Source organism: Aeromonas sp. FL131, assembly GCF_049860615.1.
Taxonomy (GTDB): domain Bacteria; phylum Pseudomonadota; class Gammaproteobacteria; order Enterobacterales; family Aeromonadaceae; genus Aeromonas; species Aeromonas hydrophila.
This window is the reverse complement of record NZ_CP187595.1, coordinates 3160485-3179596: the sequence shown is the minus strand read 5'-3', so window position 1 is coordinate 3179596 and position 19112 is coordinate 3160485. Positions and strand designations below refer to the sequence as shown.

Here is a 19112-nt window from a genome sequence, read left to right as displayed (position 1 = left end):
TAGCGCTCTGATCCGACTTGGGTTTACAGCTTGTCGAGGCGATCGCGGATCTCGATGCGTCGACCCTGATCCGCCAGCTCGCGACCCGGCCGGGGCGGGGCGCTCAGCGCCTTCTCCAGATAGCTCTTGGCCTCGGCCTTGCGGCCCTGATCCAGCAGGAAGTCGCCGTAGAAGAAGTTAGGGTCGATGCCGGTCGGGTTGATGGCCAGCGCCTGCTTGAGCAGCTGCTCGGCCTTCTCGTCATCACCAAAGCCCACCGGCCAGCCCGGTACCTGATAGTAGAGCGAGCCCAGGCTGGTGTAGGCGGAGCCGTCCAGTGCCTTGGGGTCCTGCTTGAGGGCGATCTCCAGCTTGGCCTTGGCCTCCTTGACCAGACCCAGCGCCCCCAGCCCGCCCTTGGCGCCGGCCCAGGTGCTCTTGACGATGGCCGACCAGATCAGCAGGTCGGTGCGAAAGGCCTCCTTGGCGCTGGCCTGATCGGCCTGGCTGCTCAATTGTTCGAGGCAGTTCTCCTTGGCCTTGCCGGTTTGCTGATACTGACAGACGGCCCACTGCTGCTGGATGACGGGCAGGGTGTCGGCAGCCTGGGCCATCCCCGAGCCCAGCATGAGCAGCAGGAGGGCGCCGTGGGTGAAACGGGGGCGGAAAGTGGCGTGCTTCATCTTAACGTTCCTTCTCTGTCATGACGGAAGTTGTGTGCCCCGCGTTGCCGGCAGCGGGCGCCGCGTGGCGGGCATAGCGCTCTATGATGGGTTTTTGCTTGGCCAGCGCCCGGTCGACCAGGCCGGGCAGCAGGCCGTTGAGCCGCACGAACAGCTTCTCCGGCCAGCCGAGCCAGCTGCGGCGGGTTTCGTTGCACAGGGCGATGACGGCCTCCTCGGCCACGTCCTGCGGGCTGTCGGTGTGGGTGCCGAGCTCGGCATTCATCTCGTAGGCCGCCTCCGAGTTGAGGCGGGTACGGGTGGCGCGGGGAGCAAAGTGCAGCACCTGGATGCCGGTACCCTCCAGCTCGCGGCCGAGCGCCTCGCTGAAGCCGCGCAGGGCGAACTTGCTGGCGCAGTAGACGCTGTAGCCGGCGTAGCCGATGGCGCCGAAGCTGGAGCCGACGTTCATGATCACCGCCGGTTTGCGCAGGCGGGGCAGCAGCATGCGGGTGAGCTGGATCGGCGCCTCGACGTTGAGCAGCAGCTGGCGCTCGACCTGCTCGCTGCTCTGATCCTCCAGCCAGGCAAACTGGTTGCAACCGGCGTTGTTGATCAGCACGTCCAGCCCCTCGTCCAGCGCCGGATGCTGCAGCAGTTTGGCCCGCTCCTGGGGCGAGCCCAGATCGGCGATCACCGTCTGGTGGCGCTCTGGGTGCGGCAGCTCCTTGCGAAGCCGCTCCAGCGCACTGGCCCTGCGTCCGTGCAGCAACAGGCGCGCCCCCTGGGCCGCCAGCTCCTGGGCCAGCGCTTCGCCGATCCCGCCGCTGGCGCCCGTGAGCAGCACGAGTTTTCCTTCAAGCTTCATGATGTCTGGTTTTCCGTCAGTTGATAGAGCATGTCGGCATAGAGGCGGTAGACCACCTTAGCCGAGTGAATGATGGCTGCCTGATCGGCCGGGGCTTCTACCCGGTTCATCAGGGACTCGAAGAACTTGAGGTGCTCCTGATCCAGCGCGCCATGGGAGCTCAGGTAGCTCATGGCCTGGGGGGGCAGGCCGAGACCGGCCTTGAGCTGATCGGCCACGGTCAGGGCGATGGCGACGCTGGTGCCTTCCAGCACCTGGACCATGCCGAAGAACCCCATGGGGTTGCCGCGCTGTACCTGGTCGTAGAGGAAGGCCACCATCAGCTCGATGGGCAGCTCGGGCTGGCCGTGGCGCACCGCCTCGGCATCGCCGCCACAGGCGCGGATGTCGCTCAGGATCCACTCCTGATGGCCGTACTCCTCGTCGATGTACTCGGCGATGGCGCCGCGCACCCACTCATACTCCTGACCCAGCTTGCCGCCGGTGGCCATCAAGAGCGGTACCGTGTGGCGCACGTGATAGAAGGCCTGGGAGAGGAAGCGCAGGTAGATGTCGCGGGAGATCTCCCCCTTGCGGCACGCCTCTATGATGGGGGCGTTGAACAGATGCTCCCGGGCCGGGGCGGTGGCTTGTTGCAGCACTTGATAGAAGCTCATGAGGTCTCTCCTGTAAGGCATTGGCTGATCTGCCGGGAAAAGTGGTGATAAATCCGCTCGCGACGGGGGCGACCGTTGGCGGTCAGCAGCTCCGGATGCTGATCCAGCGCCACCGGCAGCCAGTGATGGATGCGGGCATAGTCGGGCAGGCGGTGATTGAGCTGCTCGATCTGCTGGGCCAGCTGGGCATCGGCGCCGGGCAGTGGCTGGATCAGGGCGACGTTGGCCGGCTGGCCGTCGCCGAAGATCACGATACGGGCGATGGCCGGGCAGAGCTGGGCTTCCGCCTCGACCCACTCGGGGGAGAAGTTGCGGCCAAAGGCGGTGATCTGGACGTTCTTCTTGCGCCCGGTGATGTGCAGATAGCCCTCATCATCCAGGTGGCCAAGATCGCCGGTGGCGACCCGTGCTGGCGCCGGTTCGTCGCTGCCCAGATAGCCAAGCATGGCGGCTCCCTCCACCAGGATCTCGCCGTCGGCGGCGATCGATACCCGGCAGTGGGGCAGTGGCTGGCCGACGCTGCCCAGGCTGTGGCCGTCGGGGCCGTTGAGGGCCACGACGGAGCCGCACTCCGACAGGCCGTACCCCTCGTAGACCGGCAGCCCCAGCTTGCGGGCCCGGCTGATGAGCTCGGGCGAGACTTTGCCGCCGCCCACCGCGACGAAGCGCAGGCCGGCCAGCTGCTCGGCCAGCGCCGGGTTGGCGCTGCACAGGGCCAGCAGCAGGCGCAGCAGCTCGGGCACCAGCACCAGACTGTGGGTGGGCCAGCGCAGCAGAGCTTGGGCCAGGGTGGCCGGGTCCAGCTTGCTGGAGCCGGCAAAGCCGAGCTCAGCCAGCGAAGGGATGCGGCTGCTGGCGCCGGTGAGCAGCGGCACGTAGAGGCCGGTCAGGTTTTCCAGCAGGGTGGTGAGCGGCAGCAGGGTCAGGTGCTTCTCGACGTTGGCCGGGGCGACCCGCTCGGCCAGTGAGGCGCAGACCGCCATCATCTGGGCCAGCGACAGGCAGACGCCTTTGGGCTGACCCGTGGTGCCGGAGGTATAGGTGATCTTGGCGGTGCCGGCCGGCAGAGGCGGCAACCGGGCAGGAGTGCGGCGCCACAGCGGCAGTTCGCCGACCGCCAGTTGCAGCGGATCGCTGGCCTGCCAGCCGGGATGGTGGGGGCCGATCAGGGCGTCAGCGCCGCTGCTCTCCAGCAGCCACTCCTGCTGCTCCAGGCTGAAGAAGTGGGGGATCGGGATCACCACGATGCCGGCCATGGTGCAGGCGAGATCGATGAGCGCCCAGGGCAGGCCGTTGTCCAGCTGCAGCGCCAGCCGGCTGATCCCGGCCATCTGCAGACGGTCGGCCAGCGCTGGCAACTGCTGCCACAGTGCCTCGTAACTGAGGCTGTGCTGGCTGCTGGCAAGAGCCGGGCTGTGGGGCGTCTGGCGGGCAAAGTAGGCGATTTGGTCAAACAGCATCATAAGGCGCTCCGATGCGGGCAGTTGAACAGGGACGGCATGGGCGCCAGCAGGGAGAGCAGCAGGCTGCCCTGAACCAGTGCCTGCCGTCCGAGGCCGAGATCGCCGACCATCACCTTGGGCTGGCAGTGGTAATAGGCGCCCCAGGCGCTGGCGTCGTCACCCACCTTGTCGGCCTGGGCGGGGGCCAGCTCGACCGGGGTGAGGTGGAGGCGGTGAAAGCTGTTGCGCAGCTTGGCGGTGCCGGTGAATACAACATAATCGAGGTCGTTGTCGCACAGCAGGCGGCAGAGCGCCGCAAACATCAGGCGGGCGTTGCCGGGCTCGCTGCAGGCGAGGTTGCCCACCTCGACGATGCGATCCCGCCGGGCGGGGGCGCCGAGCCGGGTTTCGATGGCGGCCTCGATGGGCTGCTCCAGATACTGCTCCAGATAGAGGCGCTCGCTGCCGGCCAGCTTGAGACCGCAGGCGCCGACCAGCAGGCCGTCGGCCCGGTAGAGGCCGAGCAGGCAGGGCAGAAAATGGGGAATGCGGGCGTTGAACTCCTGGCTGTAGGCGGCCTGGATGTAGCCTTGCAGTGCCATGACCTATTGCGGGGTATCGGCCAGCGTCAGCCGATAGGGGGCTTGAATGTCGGTGGTCATGGATGGCTCCTTCTTGTCGATTGTCATCAGACTAAAGGGGCAAACTTAAGAAACCCTTAAGAGGTAAAAAATCTGTTTCACACAGAGGCAACTGGTTGAAAAGAGAGGTAAAGCTGCGACCCGAACACGGAGCAGCCGGACAAAAACCTTGTCAGCCGCCAGACGGGCAGGCAAGCTGCGGCCACTTTTGACCGCCCCGCTTTCGAGAGGAGATGCCATGCCCCCCTTATCCTGCCCGCTCTGCTGCGCCGCCGATGCCTATGAGCTGCCGGTGGCCGGCAAGCTGTACCATCGCTGCCGGGCCTGCGAGCTGGTCTGGCTGGATGCGGCCGAGCACCTGGATCCCGCGCGTGAGAAGGCGGTCTATGACGGCCACGACAACCAGGTGGATGATCCCCGCTATCGCCAGTTTCTGCAGCGGGCCTTCGGCGAGGTGCAGCGCCGCCTGCCCCCGCCGGCCAGCGGCCTCGATTTTGGCTGCGGCCCGGGCCCGGCGCTCATCGCCATGGGCCGCGAGGCGGGCTACCAGATGGCGGGCTACGACAAGTTCTATGCCGACGAGCCCGAGCTGCTGGCGCAGCAGTATGACTTCATCACCAGTACCGAGGTGATCGAGCACATCGCCACCCCGCGCGCTGTGCTGGAGAGGCTGTGGGGCTGCCTCAAGCCCGGCGGTCTGCTGGTGCTGCAGACCCAGCGGGTGCTGGGGGACGAGCGCTTTCGGCAGTGGCGCTACCGCCACGATCCGACCCACATCGTCTTCTTCGCCGAGGCCTCCTTTCGCGCCCTGGCAGCCCGCTGGCAGGCGCAGGTCGAGTTTCCCCACGTGGATGTGGCGGTCATCACCAAACCCTGAGAACCTGCTCATGTTCTTACTGTGAGGTCGTGATCAAGGCTCATGTGCTGCTCGGAATCCTCATGTATTTATATACACTCTGGTTCCTGCGCTGCTCTTTACCTTGCTGACGACCTCTCGTCACAGATCGTGAACAGGTTCTGAGCCGGGCATTTTCATTTGGCGGCGGCTTGGGCATGCTGATGGCCTGATTGGCGTGGCCCGCTTGCCTGTTTCCCTGCATTGAGCCCCAGGCGCCGCCAGCCGCCCGTCCCCCGATACCAAGGAGTGGTTCGTCATGTCGATTCCCCATCTTTCACTGCAGGATGCCCGTCATCTGCAACTGGCGGCCCAGGGCCTGCTGACGCCGCGCCGTGGCAAGGCGCGAGCGGCCGACCTGCTGGCCACCATCCGCCGCATGGCGCTGCTGCAGATAGACACCATCTCGGTGGTGGCCCGCAGCCCCTATCTGGTGCTGTTCAGCCGGCTGGGGCAGTACGATCCGCGCTGGCTGGAGCAGTTGCTGGCCGATGGCGAGATCTTCGAATACTGGGCGCACGAGGCCTGCTTCGTGCCGCGCGAGGATTACCGCCTGCTGCGCCACCGCATGCTGGATCCCGCCGCCATGGGCTGGAAGTTTTCGGCCAACTGGCTCGCCACCCATCAGCAGGAGATTGGCGAGATCATCGCGCGCATTCGCCAGCACGGCCCGGTGCGGGCGGCGGATTTTGAACGCAAGGAGGGGAAGGGCAACGGCTGGTGGGACTGGAAGCCGGAGAAGCGCCACCTGGAGGTGTTGTTTACCGCGGGCCAGCTGATGGTGCGCGAGCGGCGCAACTTCCAGCGGGTTTACGACCTGGCCGAGCGGGTGATGCCCGAGTGGCGCGATGAGCGGGATCTGCCGAGCCTGGAACAGGCACAAAGAGACATGGTGCGGGCCAGTTGCCGGGCGCTGGGGCTGGTCAAGACCGGCTGGGTGGCCGACTACTATCGGTTGCGGCGCGGCAAATACGACGCCCTGCTCCATCAGCTGGCGGACGAGGGAGAGCTGCTGCCGGTGCGGGTGGAGGGATGGCAGCACGGCGCCTTCGTGCACGCCTCGCTGGCAGACGAGCTGGCCCAGGCCCAGTCCGGCACTCTCAAGGCCAGCCACACCACGGCGCTGTCGCCGTTTGATCCGCTGGTCTGGGATCGCAAACGGGCCAGCGAGCTGTTCCAGTTCGACTATCGCATCGAGTGCTACACCCCGGCGCCCAAGCGCCAGTACGGCTACTTCGTGCTGCCGCTGCTGCATCGCGGCAAGCTGGTGGGCAGGATGGACGCCAAGGCCCATCGCCAGCAGGGGATCTTCGAGATAAAGAGCCTCTATCTGGAGGCGGGAGTCAGGGTGACCCGGACCCTGGCGCAGGATCTGGCCAAAGCGCTGCAGCGCCTGGCCGACTGGCACCAGACCCCGACCTTGCGCTACGGCGCCATCCCCGCGCCCCTGCTGGCCCTGTGGCAGGAGGGGGCACCCTGACGGGGAGCATCATCCCTACCTGAACTAAGCTGCAAGGGAAGCGAAGGAGGGAGACGATGACGCGATCCATGTTGTTGCTGCTGGGATGGGGCTTGGCCGGGCTGGTGGAGGCGGCCCAGCCCGAGGTGCAGATCTGTCTGGGGGAGGGCAACGAGTGGGCCCCCTTCACCTACTGGGAGCGCAAGGATGGCGTGCCCGACACCCGCCGTCTTACCGGCTCCGCCACGACCCAGGTGCTCGAGGCCCTGAAAAAGCTCGGGTTGCCCTACAAGATCCGTTACCTGCCCTGGGCGCGGGTGCAGCAGGAGCTGGCCGATTATCGCCAGAACCGCTTGTGCGAGCTGACCTGGGATGCCAGCTACAAGCCGGAGCGGGCGGAATATGCCTTCTACAGCGTGCCGCTCTACTACACCCACCTCGGATTTTTCTACCTCAAGCGGCGCTTCCCCGAGGCGCCCGATCTGCAGACGGTCAATCGCTCCCGGGTGTGCGGGGTGATCGGCTACAACTATGCCCCTTACGGACTGGCGCTGGAGCCGCGCCGGGTCAAGCAGCTGCAGCAGGCGCTGGACATGCTGGGGCGCGATCGCTGCGACTTCTTGCCCAGCGAGATTGAGCCGCTGATGAGCGGTATCGGCCTTGGCATCTACCAGAGCGAGAGCGGCCTGCTCAACCTCGCCCTGCCCAGCCGCAAGGGCTTCTATCTGCTGGTGAGCAAGGGATCGCCACGGGCCTATGAGCTGGTGACCCGCCTCAACCAGGTGTTCATCGAGTTCCAGGACAGCGGTTACAGCGACGAGGTGATGCGCCGCTTTTTGCCGCCGACAGAGTGACCACCATCAACAACCGGGCCTGGCGCCCGGTTTTTTTATGGTGGTGATGGGGCTGACTGGCGGCTCTTCGGCAGGTTCCGCGCTCGGATGTCATCTCGCCCGTTGCCGTGGCGCAGGTTCCTTGCCGAGGGGGTTTTACCCTCGCACCAGGCCGGGCAGCACCAGGGCTACGGCGGCGGCGATGCGCGCGCGGATGTCGCTGCCCGGCGCCAGCAAGCCGAGTGCCATCTGGCGCAGCGGCTCCGCCATGGTCATCGCCAGCAACAGATCGCTGGTTTGGGCGGTGTCCAGCTCGCGCAGCCAGCCCAGTTGTTGCTGGCGCTGCAACCACGCCGCCAGGGTCGCCCTGCCGCGTGCAATGCCGTTCTCCTGATAGGCCGCCAGCAGGGCATCGCGCCCCGCGAATTCATGCTGCAGCAGCCGGAACATGCCCACCGCCTGCGCGCTCAACACCTGGCTGGCAATGGCTTGCAAGCCCTGCTCCAGCATCTCCCCCAGCGCGCCTGGGTGAGCAGCATCCTGCTCGAAGGCCGGCTGAAAGGCATCGGTCCAGCTGCGCACCGCCTGCGCCACCAGCTCGTCGCGGTTGGCGGCAAAGCGGTAGAGGGTCTTCTTGGCAACTCCCGCCTGTTTGGCCACCGCATCCACAGTCGCAGCACCGTAGCCCCCCTTGAGCAACAAGGTCAGCGTCGCCTCGGCCAGGGCGGCGCGCAGGTCGGCTTCCGGGGTAAGCGGGCGGCCTCGTGAGCGTGTTTCTTCATCGGTTTGCTGTGACATGATTGACTCCTGGAAAGCATTGACAGACCCAGCATACAGGCATAGCGTAAATTAAGAAACGAAATTCGTTTCCTAATTTATTGGAGTCTCATCATGGATACTTCCCCGTTGTTTGCCCCCTGGGGCGTCAATGACATCAACGAGTTGCTCAGGCCGCAGCCGCTGCGCCTGGAAATGGGCCTGACCCGCAGCACCGACGGCCTGCTGACGGTCGCCATCCGCACCGATCTGCACGGCTGCAAGGGGCGCATGCTGGATTGGTGGTTCACCTTCTTCGAGACGACCCAGCACATCAGGTGGTGGCACCCGCACGACCACGTCGAGCACCGGGGCTGGGATCATCACTGGAAAAAAGGGGAGCGCTATGTGGGGGCCAGCATAGCGGCGGTGGAGTGGCTTGCCGAACTGCCGCCAGTGGCGGCCCGCCTCAAGTTTCATGGCGCCGAAGAGGTGTTCGCCCCGCAGCCGCTGCAGGAGGCGCGGGAGACGCAGGCTCTCTCTGCCGCCATCTGCGCCCGCATCGGTTTTGGCGACGAGGTGGCGCTGGATGAGCAGGGGGCGCCGCTGGATGGCGAGATGCTGCACTTGGCGCGCGATACTTCCTATGGCTGTGTGCTGCGCAGCCGCTTCCTGCTGGGCAAGGCCTGCGTCAATCCGTTTGACGAGGTGCCGGACGAGATCGGCTTCAACCTGATGCGCCACTGCTACAGCGAGTTCAGCTATCTGGCGCAGTTTCTGCCGTCGCTCTACTACGCGGAAAATGGCCGTGAATCGGCGCCGACGCTCTGGTGACGTGGCTGATAGTTGGCATTGAACGTTGCTGAGTGCCTTGGCACATCCAGGGAGCATGCCCGCTATCGGGCTGCGGTCTGAGCCGCCGAGGGGCCATAAAAAAACCGGGCACTTGGCCCGGTTTGTCATTGCGTCAGGATGTGCTTACTGGAATACCAGTACCATCAGCAGACCCAGAGTGATGGCGGACACCAGGAAGGCGAAGCCATAGAACACATAGTGGTGCAGCTTGGTGGTGTGGATCCCGAGATCGTGCAGGCCGTGGTAGATACGGTGCATGCCGTGCCAGATGGGCAGGGCGATGATCACCAGCAGGATGCAGGCACCCCACCAGGAGCTGGCGAACTCGAGTGCGCGTTCGTAGCTCATGGTCTCCACGTCCATGATGCCCATGGGCACCAGCAGACCGGTGATGAGGACAATGACCGGCAGCAGCATGGCAACCACCATGCCACCGGCACCAAACAGTCCCCAATATATAGGCTCGTCAGAACGTCTCATATTTTTTCCTCAAATCATGATTGAGAGATCGTGGCCAACGTTTCTGAGTGACAGCCTGGCACCAAACAGGCACCAATAACTGGGTTCGTCAGAACGTCTCATGGTTTTCTCCTCAGGCCACGATGATCAGGACAAGCAGGGATACCACCGCCAGCGCCACATACTGGGCGATGACGATCGGCTTCTCCGGTACCAGGTCTTCGCCACGGAAGATGCGCATGGCTTTCGGGGCCAGTGCGAACCAGGTCTTGGCGTGGAACAGGCAAGCTGCCAGGGCGATGACATGGAACAGGATGGCGATCGGGCTTTGCAGGGATTCCAGCCAGCCGTTGAACGCCTCCTGACCCTGTACCAGCCGCAACAGACCCCACATCAGCACGACGGCGTAGATGGAGACGAAGATGCTGGTGCCTTCGCGGATCATGTAACCGGTGTAGAAGGCATTCTTCAGCCACCAGTCTTTCTTCATTTCGCGGACGTAAGGCTTACGTTTGCTATTGGTGTTGTTCATGGTCTCATTCCTGATCTCAATCTGGCTTGAACATGGCGATCATGTAGTCCTTGGCGCTCTCGACCTTGCCAAGCTGGATGGCTGCCGCCGGATCCACGCCTTTCGGGCACACTTCGGAGCAGTAGCCCACGAAGGTACAACCCCAGACGCCCTCATCCTGGCTGATGATCTTCATCCGCTCTCTGGACGCGCTGTCGCGGTTGTCGGCGTTGTAGCGATAGGCCAGCGCCAGTGCTGCCGGACCGGTGAACTTCTTGTTGATGCCATATTGCGGGCAGGCCGCGTAGCACAGACCGCAGTTGATGCACATGGAGAACTGGTGATACTTCGCCATGTCAGCCGGTGTCTGGGTGTATTCGCCGTCGCACAGGCTGCGCGGCTCGGCCGGGATGATGTACGGCTTGATGCTCTCCAGCTTCTCGATGAAGTCGGACATGTCGACCACCAGATCGCGCTCGATCGGGAAGTTGTTGAGCGGCTCTATGGTCATCTTGCCCGGCAGGTAGTCGCGCAGGAAGGTCTTGCAACCCAGTTTGGGAATACCGTTGACCATCATGCCGCAGGAGCCGCAGATCGCCATCCGGCAGGACCAGCGGAAGCTCAGGGTAGAGTCCAGATGATCCTTGATGTATTGCAGCGCATCCAGCAGGGACATCTCTTTGAGGTAGGGCACCTGGAAGGTCTGCATCCAGGGCTCGTTATCCTGCTCGGGACGGTAGCGCAGGATTTCAATTTCGATCATCTCAGCCATTCTTCTTAGCCTCGTCTTGTTTCTCACCCTCGGAACCGTACACGCGTTTCGCCGGTTGGGATTTAGTGATCTTCACATCGGAGTAATCGATGGTCGGGGCCCCTTCACCGTTGTAGAAGGAGAGAGTGTGCTTGAGGAAGTTCACGTCATCACGCTCTTCGTAACCGTCCAGACGCTGGTGGGAACCGCGGGACTCTTTCCGGTTGAGGGCGGAGTGCGCCATGGCTTCGGCCACATCCAGCATGTAGCCCAGTTCGATGGCGTACAGCAGGTCGGTGTTGAAGACCGAGGACTTGTCGTTGATCTTGATCTTCTTGTAACGTGCTTTCAGCTCGTTGATCTTGTCGATGGTGCCCTGCATCAGCTCTTCGGTACGGTAGATACCGACCCCGGCTTCCATGGACATGCCCAACTCGTTGCGGATATCGGCCGGGTTTTCGGTGCCGTCGATATCGAGCAGGGAGAGGTGCTGCTTGATCAGAGCCTCGGCCTTGGCGGCTAGTGCCTGGGTGTTGCCGTGTTGCTGGGTCTTGGCAAACTCACCGGCGTGCTCACCGGCTACCTTGCCGAATACCACGATCTCGGACAGGGAGTTGGAACCCAGACGGTTGGCGCCGTGCAGACCGACGGAGGCACACTCGCCCAGGGCATACAGACCCGGCATGCGGGTGGCGCACTGACCGTTGGTCTCGATGCCGCCCATGGTGTAGTGGGCAGTCGGACGTACCGGGATCGGCTCTTTGACCGGATCCACACCCACGTAGGCCTTGGCCAGTTCGCAGATGAAAGGAAGACGCTCTTTGAGGTACTTCTCGCCGAGGTGGCGCAGGTCGAGGTGAACCACATCGCCCATCGGGCCCTGGATCACGCGGCCTTTTTGCTGCTCCTGCCAGAAGGCCTGGGAGAGACGGTCGCGCGGACCCAGCTCCATGTGCTTGTTCTTCGGCTGGCCGACCGGGGTTTCCGGGCCCAGACCGTAGTCTTGCAGGTAGCGGTAGCCATCCTTGTTGAGCAGGATGCCGCCTTCACCACGACAACCTTCGGTCATCAGGATGCCGGTACCCGGCAGACCGGTCGGGTGGTACTGCACGAATTCCATGTCGCGCAGCGGCACGCCGTGGCGGTAGGCCAGCGCCATGCCGTCACCGGTGACGATGCCGCCGTTGGTGTTGTAGCGATAGACACGGCCGGCGCCACCGGTGGCCAGAATGACGGATTTGGCCTGGATGAAGCGGGTGATGCCGTTCTGGATGTCGAAGGTCAACACGCCCTGGACGCGGCCATCTTCCACGATGAGATCCATGCAGAAGTGCTCGTCAAAGCGCTTGATGGTCGGGTACTTGATGGAGGTCTGGAACAGGGTGTGCAGAATGTGGAAACCGGATTTGTCTGCCGCGAACCAGGTGCGGGGGATCTTCATCCCGCCGAAACGACGCACGTTGGCCTTGCCGTCCGGCTTGCGGCTCCAGGGGCAACCCCAGTGCTCCAGCTGGATCATCTCGTTGGTGGCGTTGTTGACGAAGTAGTCGACCACGTCCTGCTCACACAACCAGTCGCCACCGGATACGGTGTCGTTGAAGTGGTTTTCGAGGGAGTCATCATCACGGACGACACCGGCGGCACCGCCCTCTGCGGCCACGGTGTGGCTGCGCATCGGGTAGACCTTGGAGATCAGGGCGATCTCCAGCTCCGGGTGGGCTTCTGCTATGGCGATTGCGGCACGCAGGCCACCGCCACCAGCACCGATGATGGCGACATCGGTCTTGATAATATCCACATCTGCCTCCTTAGGGATAGATTTGCTGGGCACGATTTTGCTCTATGAAAAAAATTCAGGCTTGATGCAAGTCAAACTGGTTTGTTTTAGTGCTTGGCAATGGTGACTTTTATCAAAATCACCCCATTCCTTGGATGAAAACGCCGTAATTATCGCCATCCTTCAGTTATCGGTATCAGCCGCTGTCATTGCTATGGTTATTTTAAGCTCAGGATTATACGTAGTTTTCTTTCAAAAAAATGAGAAACACCTCTCTTTTTAGGTATTACCCATAAAGTTTTTAAGTTTTTTATCAAAAATATTTAATAAGAATTATTCACGGATAGAAAAATACTGTGCTTGAGTTCAAAAAACTAATCCGAATGTCGACCTTGATGCGTTGCTTTATGACGAGATACCGTTTCGTATGGGGATTTCCATCCCCATAGTCCCGATGGTTGATGTGGTAATAACTATTGAAACAAAAGCATTTTTTCATAAAAAAAGGGGCCTGTGTGGCCCCTTTGATTTCGGCAGATCAGATCCGGAACATGCCGACCTGATTGCTCAGTTCACCTGAAATATTTTTAAGTTGTTCAGACAGATGGCGCGAACTGTCGGCATCGACCGCCAGCTCGTCCGAGACATCCTTGACCGCCTGGATGTTGCGGCTGACCTCGTCGGTTACCGCCCGCTGCTCTTCGGCGGCGCTAGAGATCTGGGTGGCCATGTCGGAGATCTGGTTGATGGAGGCGGTGATCTGCTCCAGTGCCTGGGTGGCATCGTTGGCATCTTCCACGCTGTTCTGGGCCAGCAACTGACCCTCGTGCATGGTGCTGACGGCGCCCTGGGTGTTGCGCTGCAGGGTTTCGATCATGCTGCGGATCTCGACGGTGGAGCTGTGGGTACGCTGGGACAGCACCCGCACCTCGTCGGCCACCACCGCAAAGCCGCGACCCTGTTCACCGGCCCGGGCCGCTTCGATGGCGGCGTTCAGCGCCAGCAGGTTGGTCTGCTCGGCGATGCCCTGAATGGTGGAGAGGATGGTGTTGATCTCCTGGGCGTTCTTTTCCAATTCTTGAATGATGCCGGAAGCCTGCTTGACCTGAGTGGCCAGATCCGTGATGGAGCGCTGGTTGCGGGCGATCACCTGCTTGCCGTGCTCGCAGCTGCTGGAAGAGCTGCGGGCCGCATCGGCGGTCTGCTCGGCGTTGCTGGCCACTTCCACCGCGGTGGCGGACATCTCGTGTACTGCGGTGGCGATCTGGGAGATCTCGTTTTGCTGGCGAGCCAGACCCTGGCTCGATTTTTCCGCCATGTTGTGGGACGACTTGGCTTGCTGGTTCAGTTGCCCGGAGGAGTTGGAGATGTCCTGCACCATCACGTGGATCCGGTCGATAAAGGTGTTGACGTGCTTGGCGACGATGCCCACTTCGTCTTCACGCTCGATCTTGACGCGGCGGGTCAGATCGCCGTTGCCGCGGGAGAGATCGGCAATCGCTTCGCCCAGGGTTTTCAGCGGGGCCAGCGAGCCGTTGATGGCGACATAGGAGAAGCCGGCGACGATGAGGATGGTGAGCAGACCTTGCAGCAGGGCGGAGGTCACCATGCGGGAGACGGACTGATAGGCGACTGCTTCATCAACCACTATGCCGAAATACCAGTTGGTGTTGGGGATCTCGGTCAGGTCGAACACGCTTGGTTTGCCGCTGATCTCCATCTCGGAGATGGTGTTGTCATGGGCCAGCTCGTTGACCTTGGCGGCGGTCAGCTCGGGAGAGATGGCGGTCGCCTGTTTGAGGGCCAGCTCCTTGTCCGGGTGGGCAATGATGGTGCCGTTGCTGTCCACCAGGATGGCGTAGGTCCCTTCCGAGTTGATGGCCAGCACATCGCGTACCAGGGCGTCGATGGAGACGTCACCGGCGATGACCCCCTGGGTATTGCCCCGGGTGAAGGGCTCGGCGATGGTGATGATCAGCTGGCCGGTGGTTATGTCGGCGTAGGGGGCCGTGATGGCGAGCTTGCCGGCGGCCATGGCATCCTTGTACCAGGGGCGCTGACGAGGGTCATAGCCGGCTGGCAGATTGGTCGGCTTGCTCTGGATCATCTTGCCATCCTTGGTGCCGACGTAGACCAGGTCAAAGTTGCCGGCATTCATGGATTGGGCCAGGTGGCTGATGGGTTCGTCCTCCTTGGCGAAGGCCTCCTTGGTGGAGGTGACCATGCTGATGCGGGCATCCAGCCAGCGGGAGATGCCTTTCACATTGGCAGCCGAGCTGTCGTCGATGAAACTCCAGATCAGGCGCTGGGTTTCGCTTCTCAGCTGGGTGGTGTTGTACCAGACCTGCAGGCCGGTGATGACCAGGATAATGACCCCGATGGCGAGGACAAGCTTGTTCTTGATGGATAAGTTCATGTTTACATCCTTGTGAGCGTCAGTCTGCGATGTGTGGTTTTATTGTTATGGGCCAACACTGTATCGGCCAAAGTAGAACTTTTTGTATCCCGGTGCGCCTTTAAATTTATAGCTTAAATCAGCGGTTATCGAACTCCCCCTGGCACAATGAGTCCGTTTTTGGCCGGCGGCAGGAAGCGGTCCGGCCGGTTGGTAAAGATGCCATCGACGCCGATGGCGGCCAGCATCGCCTGATCGGCGGGTTCATCGACCGTATAGACCAGCACCTTGAGCCCGCGGTCGTGGGCATCCTGCACCAGAACCTGATCGACAAAATCCACGTCGCAGTTGAGCGACCAGGCCCCCAGCTCGGCGGCAAACTTGGCGAGGGTGAGGGGAATGGTGGAAGTCAGCGCCCCCAACCGAATGTCGGGGCGCAGGGTGGCAAAGCGGGCGAGCTCCGGGTGGTGGAAGGAGGAGACGACCCATTGCGTGGGCGCGAAGCCAAGCTCGGCCTCGGCGCGCCGGGTCAGTCGGGCCACCTCGTCGGCTGTTTGTGATCCTTTCAGCTCGATATGCAGCTCGGCCTGGCCGGCAATCGCCTTCATCACCTGCCACAGGGTCGGGATCCCTTCTCCCTCACCGGCATCCAGGCTCGCCAGATAGGCGCGCGACTGGGCCGTCAACACGCCGCTGCCGTCGGTGCAACGCTCCAGCCGCCGGTCGTGGAACACCCACAATTCACCGTCGGCCAGTTGCACGTCGATCTCGATGGCCCCGGCGCCCAGCGCCAGTGCCAGCCGGATGGCCTTGAGGGTGTTTTCCGGCGCCAGTCCGCTGGCGCCGCGATGGGCAATGATCTGCATGATGTACTCCTGTGGTGCCTGCTCAGGCCCGGCTCAGACGAATGTCGATCTGCTGGTGCGGCAGCCCCAGCCCCTGTTGCTGCAATTTCTCCAGCACCAGCGAGTGGACCTCGTGGGTGATGGGCATGCGGTGATCCATGCTGTTCACATAGAGCCGGATCTCGTAGATCAGCGCCGAGTCGGTGAATTCGATCAGGAACACCTCGGGGGAGGGGGTCTCCAGCACCAGGGTGGAGGCCCGGATCGACTCTTCCAGAATGGTCTGTATCTTTCTGGGCTCCTGGGTCAGGCCGATGCGGATGCGCAGCCGTACCCGGGTGATGGCGTCTGACAGCGACCAGTTGATGAACTGTTCGGTGATGAAGGCCTTGTTGGGGACGATGATCTCCTTCCTGTCCCAGTCCACTATGGTGGTGGCGCGGGTCTTGATCTTGGTGACGGTGCCGGTCAGCTCGCGAATGGTGACGGTGTCGCCGAGCCGGATCGGTTTCTCGAACAGGATGATGAGGCCCGACACGAAGTTGGCGAAGATCTCCTGCAGTCCGAAACCCAGGCCCAGGGAGAGGGCCGCCACCATCCACTGCGCCTTGGACCAGTCGATGCCGAGGATGGAGAAGCCGGTCAGCGCACCCACCACCAGCACTATGTACTTGGTCACCGTGGTGATGGCAAAGCCGGTGCCAGGGGAGAGGCTCAGGTGCTGGAGCAGGGTCAGCTCCATCAGGCCCGGCAGGTTGCGGGCGGTGACCACGGTCAGGATGAAGGTAAACACCGTCAGCATCAGATCCTGCAAGGTGATGGCGGAGAGCTGTTCGATGCCGCCAATCTTGCTGCTCACCTGCCACACCTCGATGCTGCGCAGGAAGCTGAACGCCGAGTTGAGTTCGGACCACTGCACCACCACCAGCATGGTGAAGCCCAGCATCAGCAGGGTACGCACCAGCCCGAGCGACTGGGCGCTGATGGTGTCCAGATCCAGCTCGGTGTCTTCCACCACGTCCGGGATCTCGGAGCTGAGCTCGTCATGCCCCTCTTCCCGGCCGCGCTGGGCCAGGATCTCGGCCCGTTTGCTCTTGGCCCGCTCGAAGGCGAGGCGACGGCGCTGGATCAGCATCCAGCGGTGCGCCAGATAGTAGACGAGCAGGCAGCCCAGCCCCATCAGCAGGCTCAGCTCCAGCTGGCGCAGCAGGATGCGGGAGGTATAGAAGTAGCCGAGCAGAGAGCCGATCACCGCCAGCAAGGGGGCCAGCATCAGGCTGTTCCAGATGAAGTGGTGCAGCAGGTGCGGCTTGGTCATGTCGGCCTGGCCCCAGGTGAGCGGCAGCCGCTCCCGGTTGAGGCGGGCGAAAAACAGCTGCAGCCAGAGGGCGCCGACGATGAAGGCCAGTCGGCCTAGGGAGTCGTAGAAGGCGTGTTCCTGATAGCTGTTGGCCATGCCCTGCACGAAGAAGCTCGGGATGATCACCAGCAAGAGGGTGCGAAACTGGCTCCACACCTTCTGTACCCGCTCTTTCTGCCAGCGGAAATGGAGGATCAGGATCCCCTTCTCCAGCGTCAGGTGACGGGCCATCAAGAGTGCCAGCAGCAGGAACCAGATCTCGCCGAGGCCGCGGGCCACCGCCACCGCGAACGGATATTGCCAGGCACCGTCGAGCAGGCCGCGCACCATCAGCACCATGGCGGGCAGCGGCAGGGAGGCCAGCAGGGAGCGCATCAGCAGCCGGCTGGTGAGGCTGAACTTGTCCTGGGTCACCTTGCCGATGCGGGGCGCTATGTGCTGGCTGTAGTGGGTCAGGTGGCGAGCCAGTTTGAACCAGCACCAGGCCAGCACCAGGATGCCGATGCCGGCGAAGGTGAGGGTGATGGGGTTGTTCTCGGCGATGGCCTGGGGCAGTTGCAGCCAGTTGACCGGGTTGAGGGCGAGGCCGAGGGCCGCCGGTACCCCGAGCAGCACGGCCGGGGTGAGCGGGCGCACGTCCGGCATCCAGAACAGGTGGCTGGCGCTGAGCTCGCGGATCTCGTCGATCTTGCTGTTCTGGCGGCTGTAGAGCAGCTTGAGCCGGGTCTGCTCCTGAATGAGGCTGTCGGAGGCGTCGTTGAGCCGGGTCAGCAGCTGGCGACGGGCCTTGAGCAGGTTGTCGAGCACCGCCTGCTGGGCGCGATCGAGGGCGACTTCGTCGGTGGCCAGCAGCTGATCGCGCATCTGGCGCGGATCCTTGAGCGCGTCCTGCTCGGTCTCGTACTGGTACTTGGCCATGCGGGCGTTGACGATGGCCGACTCCAGCTTGTCGAGGGGGAAGTAGGCGGGCAGATCCGAGAGCTTGCTGCGCAGGTTCTCGCCGTAGGCGTTGCTGATCTGCAGCCACTCCAGTTGCTCGCGCACCGAGTTGACCAGGTCGTTCAGGCTCGACAGGTTCTTGTCGATCACCCGCTGCTCATCCTGCACCCGCTCTATCTGATCCTCCAGCGCGCCGAGCTGGATGGAGAGCGCCTGGTTCTGCTGTTGCTGCTCCAGCAGCAGCGGCATGTCGGAGGTGAGCTGCTTGCGCAGCCGCTCGCTCTCCGCCAGCGCCTGCTCGGTCTTGTCGCGGCGCAGCTGGTTCTGCTGGTTGAGCAGGCTGGTCTGCCACTCATCCTCGTCGGTGATGGCGAGGTTGAGCTCCTGCAGCCTGAGCTTGCCGAGATCGTTGCGCTGCTGGGCGGAGAGCTGCTCCAGCTCCAGCATCTGGATCCGGTCGGAGAGGCTCTGCTCCTTGAGACGGGTGACCAGCTGCTGGGCATCCTGCAGGCGATCCGATTCACTGCTGAAGCTGAGCCGGTCGAGCAGGGCGCGGGTCTGCTGCAACTGCTTGCGCAGCTCGTCGACTCGCAGGTGATACTCCTGGCCGGTGCTCTCCAGCTGGTTGAGGCTGTCCATCACCCCCTGGCGCTCCTTGCGCAGGTTGAGCTGGCGGTTGCTGCTCAGGCCGATGGCCTGGCGCAGCGCCTCCTCCTTCAGAGAGGAGAGGGCCGGGCGAGGCTGGGGCTGGTAGTTGTGCAGGCTCTCCTTGAGGCGGGCCGACTCCTTGGGATAGTCGATGAGGATCTGCTGATAGGCCTTGCCCTGCTCGCGATAACGCTGGGCCTCCCGGGCAAACTGCAGCGCCTGCTGGTAACTTTCCCGCAACTTCTGGTTTTCCGGGGTGTCCGTCTTGGGCACGCTCTGCAGCAGCTCTTCCACCTGGGTGATGGCGTCATCGGCCTGGGCAAGGGGAGTGAGGAGAGTGAGAGAGAGCAGCAGGCAGAGCAGGCGTTGCAACATGGCGCA

General features: G+C 63.0%; 17 protein-coding genes. 4 read left to right on the top strand and 13 right to left on the bottom strand.

Annotated elements, in window-relative coordinates; translation table 11 throughout:
- Positions 1-23 precede the first annotated feature (23 nt).
- The 5 genes from ACPW75_RS14675 to ACPW75_RS14655 are packed head-to-tail and all read right to left on the bottom strand — an operon-like array spanning position 24 to position 4209.
- Positions 24-662, bottom strand: a complete 639-nt coding sequence (locus tag ACPW75_RS14675) for a tetratricopeptide repeat protein (protein WP_077096011.1) — start codon at positions 660-662, stop codon at positions 24-26.
- A 1-nt stretch (position 663) separates the two neighbouring features.
- On the bottom strand, positions 664-1509 hold the full coding sequence (locus tag ACPW75_RS14670) for an SDR family oxidoreductase (RefSeq protein ID WP_044800567.1): 846 nt from the start codon (positions 1507-1509) through the stop codon (positions 664-666).
- Complete coding sequence (locus tag ACPW75_RS14665) at positions 1506-2165, bottom strand: TenA family transcriptional regulator (protein ID WP_017409224.1); 660 nt, start codon at positions 2163-2165, stop codon at positions 1506-1508. Before ACPW75_RS14665 ends, ACPW75_RS14670 begins: the two co-directional genes overlap by 4 nt.
- Entirely contained in the window at positions 2162-3628 is a 1467-nt protein-coding gene (locus tag ACPW75_RS14660) for an AMP-dependent synthetase/ligase (protein WP_077096010.1), read from the bottom strand. The genes ACPW75_RS14665 and ACPW75_RS14660 overlap by 4 nt, the downstream gene beginning before the upstream one ends.
- A complete protein-coding gene (locus ACPW75_RS14655; RefSeq protein ID WP_256821947.1) occupies positions 3625-4209 on the bottom strand; it encodes a thermostable hemolysin in 585 nt (194 codons plus the stop codon). The genes ACPW75_RS14660 and ACPW75_RS14655 overlap by 4 nt, the downstream gene beginning before the upstream one ends.
- Positions 4210-4486: 277 nt before the next feature.
- Between ACPW75_RS14655 and ACPW75_RS14650 the strand changes: the two genes are divergently transcribed.
- The 3 genes from ACPW75_RS14650 (at position 4487) to ACPW75_RS14640 (ending at position 7456) form a co-directional block, all read left to right on the top strand.
- A complete protein-coding gene (locus tag ACPW75_RS14650; protein WP_077096009.1) occupies positions 4487-5125 on the top strand; it encodes a class I SAM-dependent methyltransferase in 639 nt (212 codons plus the stop codon).
- A gap of 277 nt (positions 5126-5402) precedes the next feature.
- The gene (locus ACPW75_RS14645; protein WP_077096008.1) at positions 5403-6623 is read left to right on the top strand and encodes a winged helix-turn-helix domain-containing protein; all 1221 of its coding nucleotides are present in this window, start codon (positions 5403-5405) and stop codon (positions 6621-6623) included.
- A 56-nt stretch (positions 6624-6679) separates the two neighbouring features.
- Positions 6680-7456 carry a substrate-binding periplasmic protein gene (locus ACPW75_RS14640; RefSeq protein ID WP_017409219.1) on the top strand — a complete coding sequence of 259 codons (777 nt, stop codon included), beginning with the start codon at positions 6680-6682 and terminating at the stop codon, positions 7454-7456.
- Between the two features lie 135 nt (positions 7457-7591).
- Here ACPW75_RS14640 and ACPW75_RS14635 read toward each other — a convergent pair whose 3' ends face one another.
- A complete protein-coding gene (locus tag ACPW75_RS14635) occupies positions 7592-8233 on the bottom strand; it encodes a TetR/AcrR family transcriptional regulator (protein ID WP_077096007.1) in 642 nt (213 codons plus the stop codon).
- A 93-nt stretch (positions 8234-8326) separates the two neighbouring features.
- Here ACPW75_RS14635 and ACPW75_RS14630 point away from each other — a divergent pair, with 93 nt between their 5' ends.
- Positions 8327-9025: a DAPG hydrolase family protein gene (locus ACPW75_RS14630; protein ID WP_077096006.1), complete on the top strand. Its 699-nt coding sequence runs from the start codon at positions 8327-8329 to the stop codon at positions 9023-9025.
- 144 nt (positions 9026-9169) lie between these two features.
- Here ACPW75_RS14630 and frdD read toward each other — a convergent pair whose 3' ends face one another.
- The 7 genes from frdD to mscM all read right to left on the bottom strand — a co-directional run bounded on the left by frdD (position 9170) and on the right by mscM (position 19106).
- Positions 9170-9526 (bottom strand): fumarate reductase subunit FrdD, encoded by a 357-nt coding sequence (gene frdD, locus ACPW75_RS14625; RefSeq protein ID WP_011706986.1) that lies wholly within the window; start codon positions 9524-9526, stop codon positions 9170-9172.
- A gap of 112 nt (positions 9527-9638) precedes the next feature.
- Positions 9639-10037 (bottom strand): fumarate reductase subunit C, encoded by a 399-nt coding sequence (locus ACPW75_RS14620; RefSeq protein WP_005298336.1) that lies wholly within the window; start codon positions 10035-10037, stop codon positions 9639-9641.
- Between the two features lie 16 nt (positions 10038-10053).
- Positions 10054-10788: a succinate dehydrogenase/fumarate reductase iron-sulfur subunit gene (locus ACPW75_RS14615; RefSeq protein WP_011706985.1), complete on the bottom strand. Its 735-nt coding sequence runs from the start codon at positions 10786-10788 to the stop codon at positions 10054-10056.
- A complete protein-coding gene (gene frdA / locus ACPW75_RS14610; protein WP_011706984.1) occupies positions 10781-12565 on the bottom strand; it encodes a fumarate reductase (quinol) flavoprotein subunit in 1785 nt (594 codons plus the stop codon). Before frdA ends, ACPW75_RS14615 begins: the two co-directional genes overlap by 8 nt.
- Before the next feature lie 517 nt (positions 12566-13082).
- Positions 13083-14960 (bottom strand): methyl-accepting chemotaxis protein, encoded by a 1878-nt coding sequence (locus tag ACPW75_RS14605; RefSeq protein WP_016351646.1) that lies wholly within the window; start codon positions 14958-14960, stop codon positions 13083-13085.
- Positions 14961-15085: 125 nt separating this feature from the next.
- Positions 15086-15805 (bottom strand): glycerophosphodiester phosphodiesterase, encoded by a 720-nt coding sequence (locus ACPW75_RS14600; RefSeq protein ID WP_077096005.1) that lies wholly within the window; start codon positions 15803-15805, stop codon positions 15086-15088.
- A gap of 22 nt (positions 15806-15827) precedes the next feature.
- Positions 15828-19106, bottom strand: a complete 3279-nt coding sequence (gene mscM, locus ACPW75_RS14595; RefSeq protein ID WP_077096004.1) for a miniconductance mechanosensitive channel MscM — start codon at positions 19104-19106, stop codon at positions 15828-15830.
- Positions 19107-19112 lie beyond the last annotated feature (6 nt).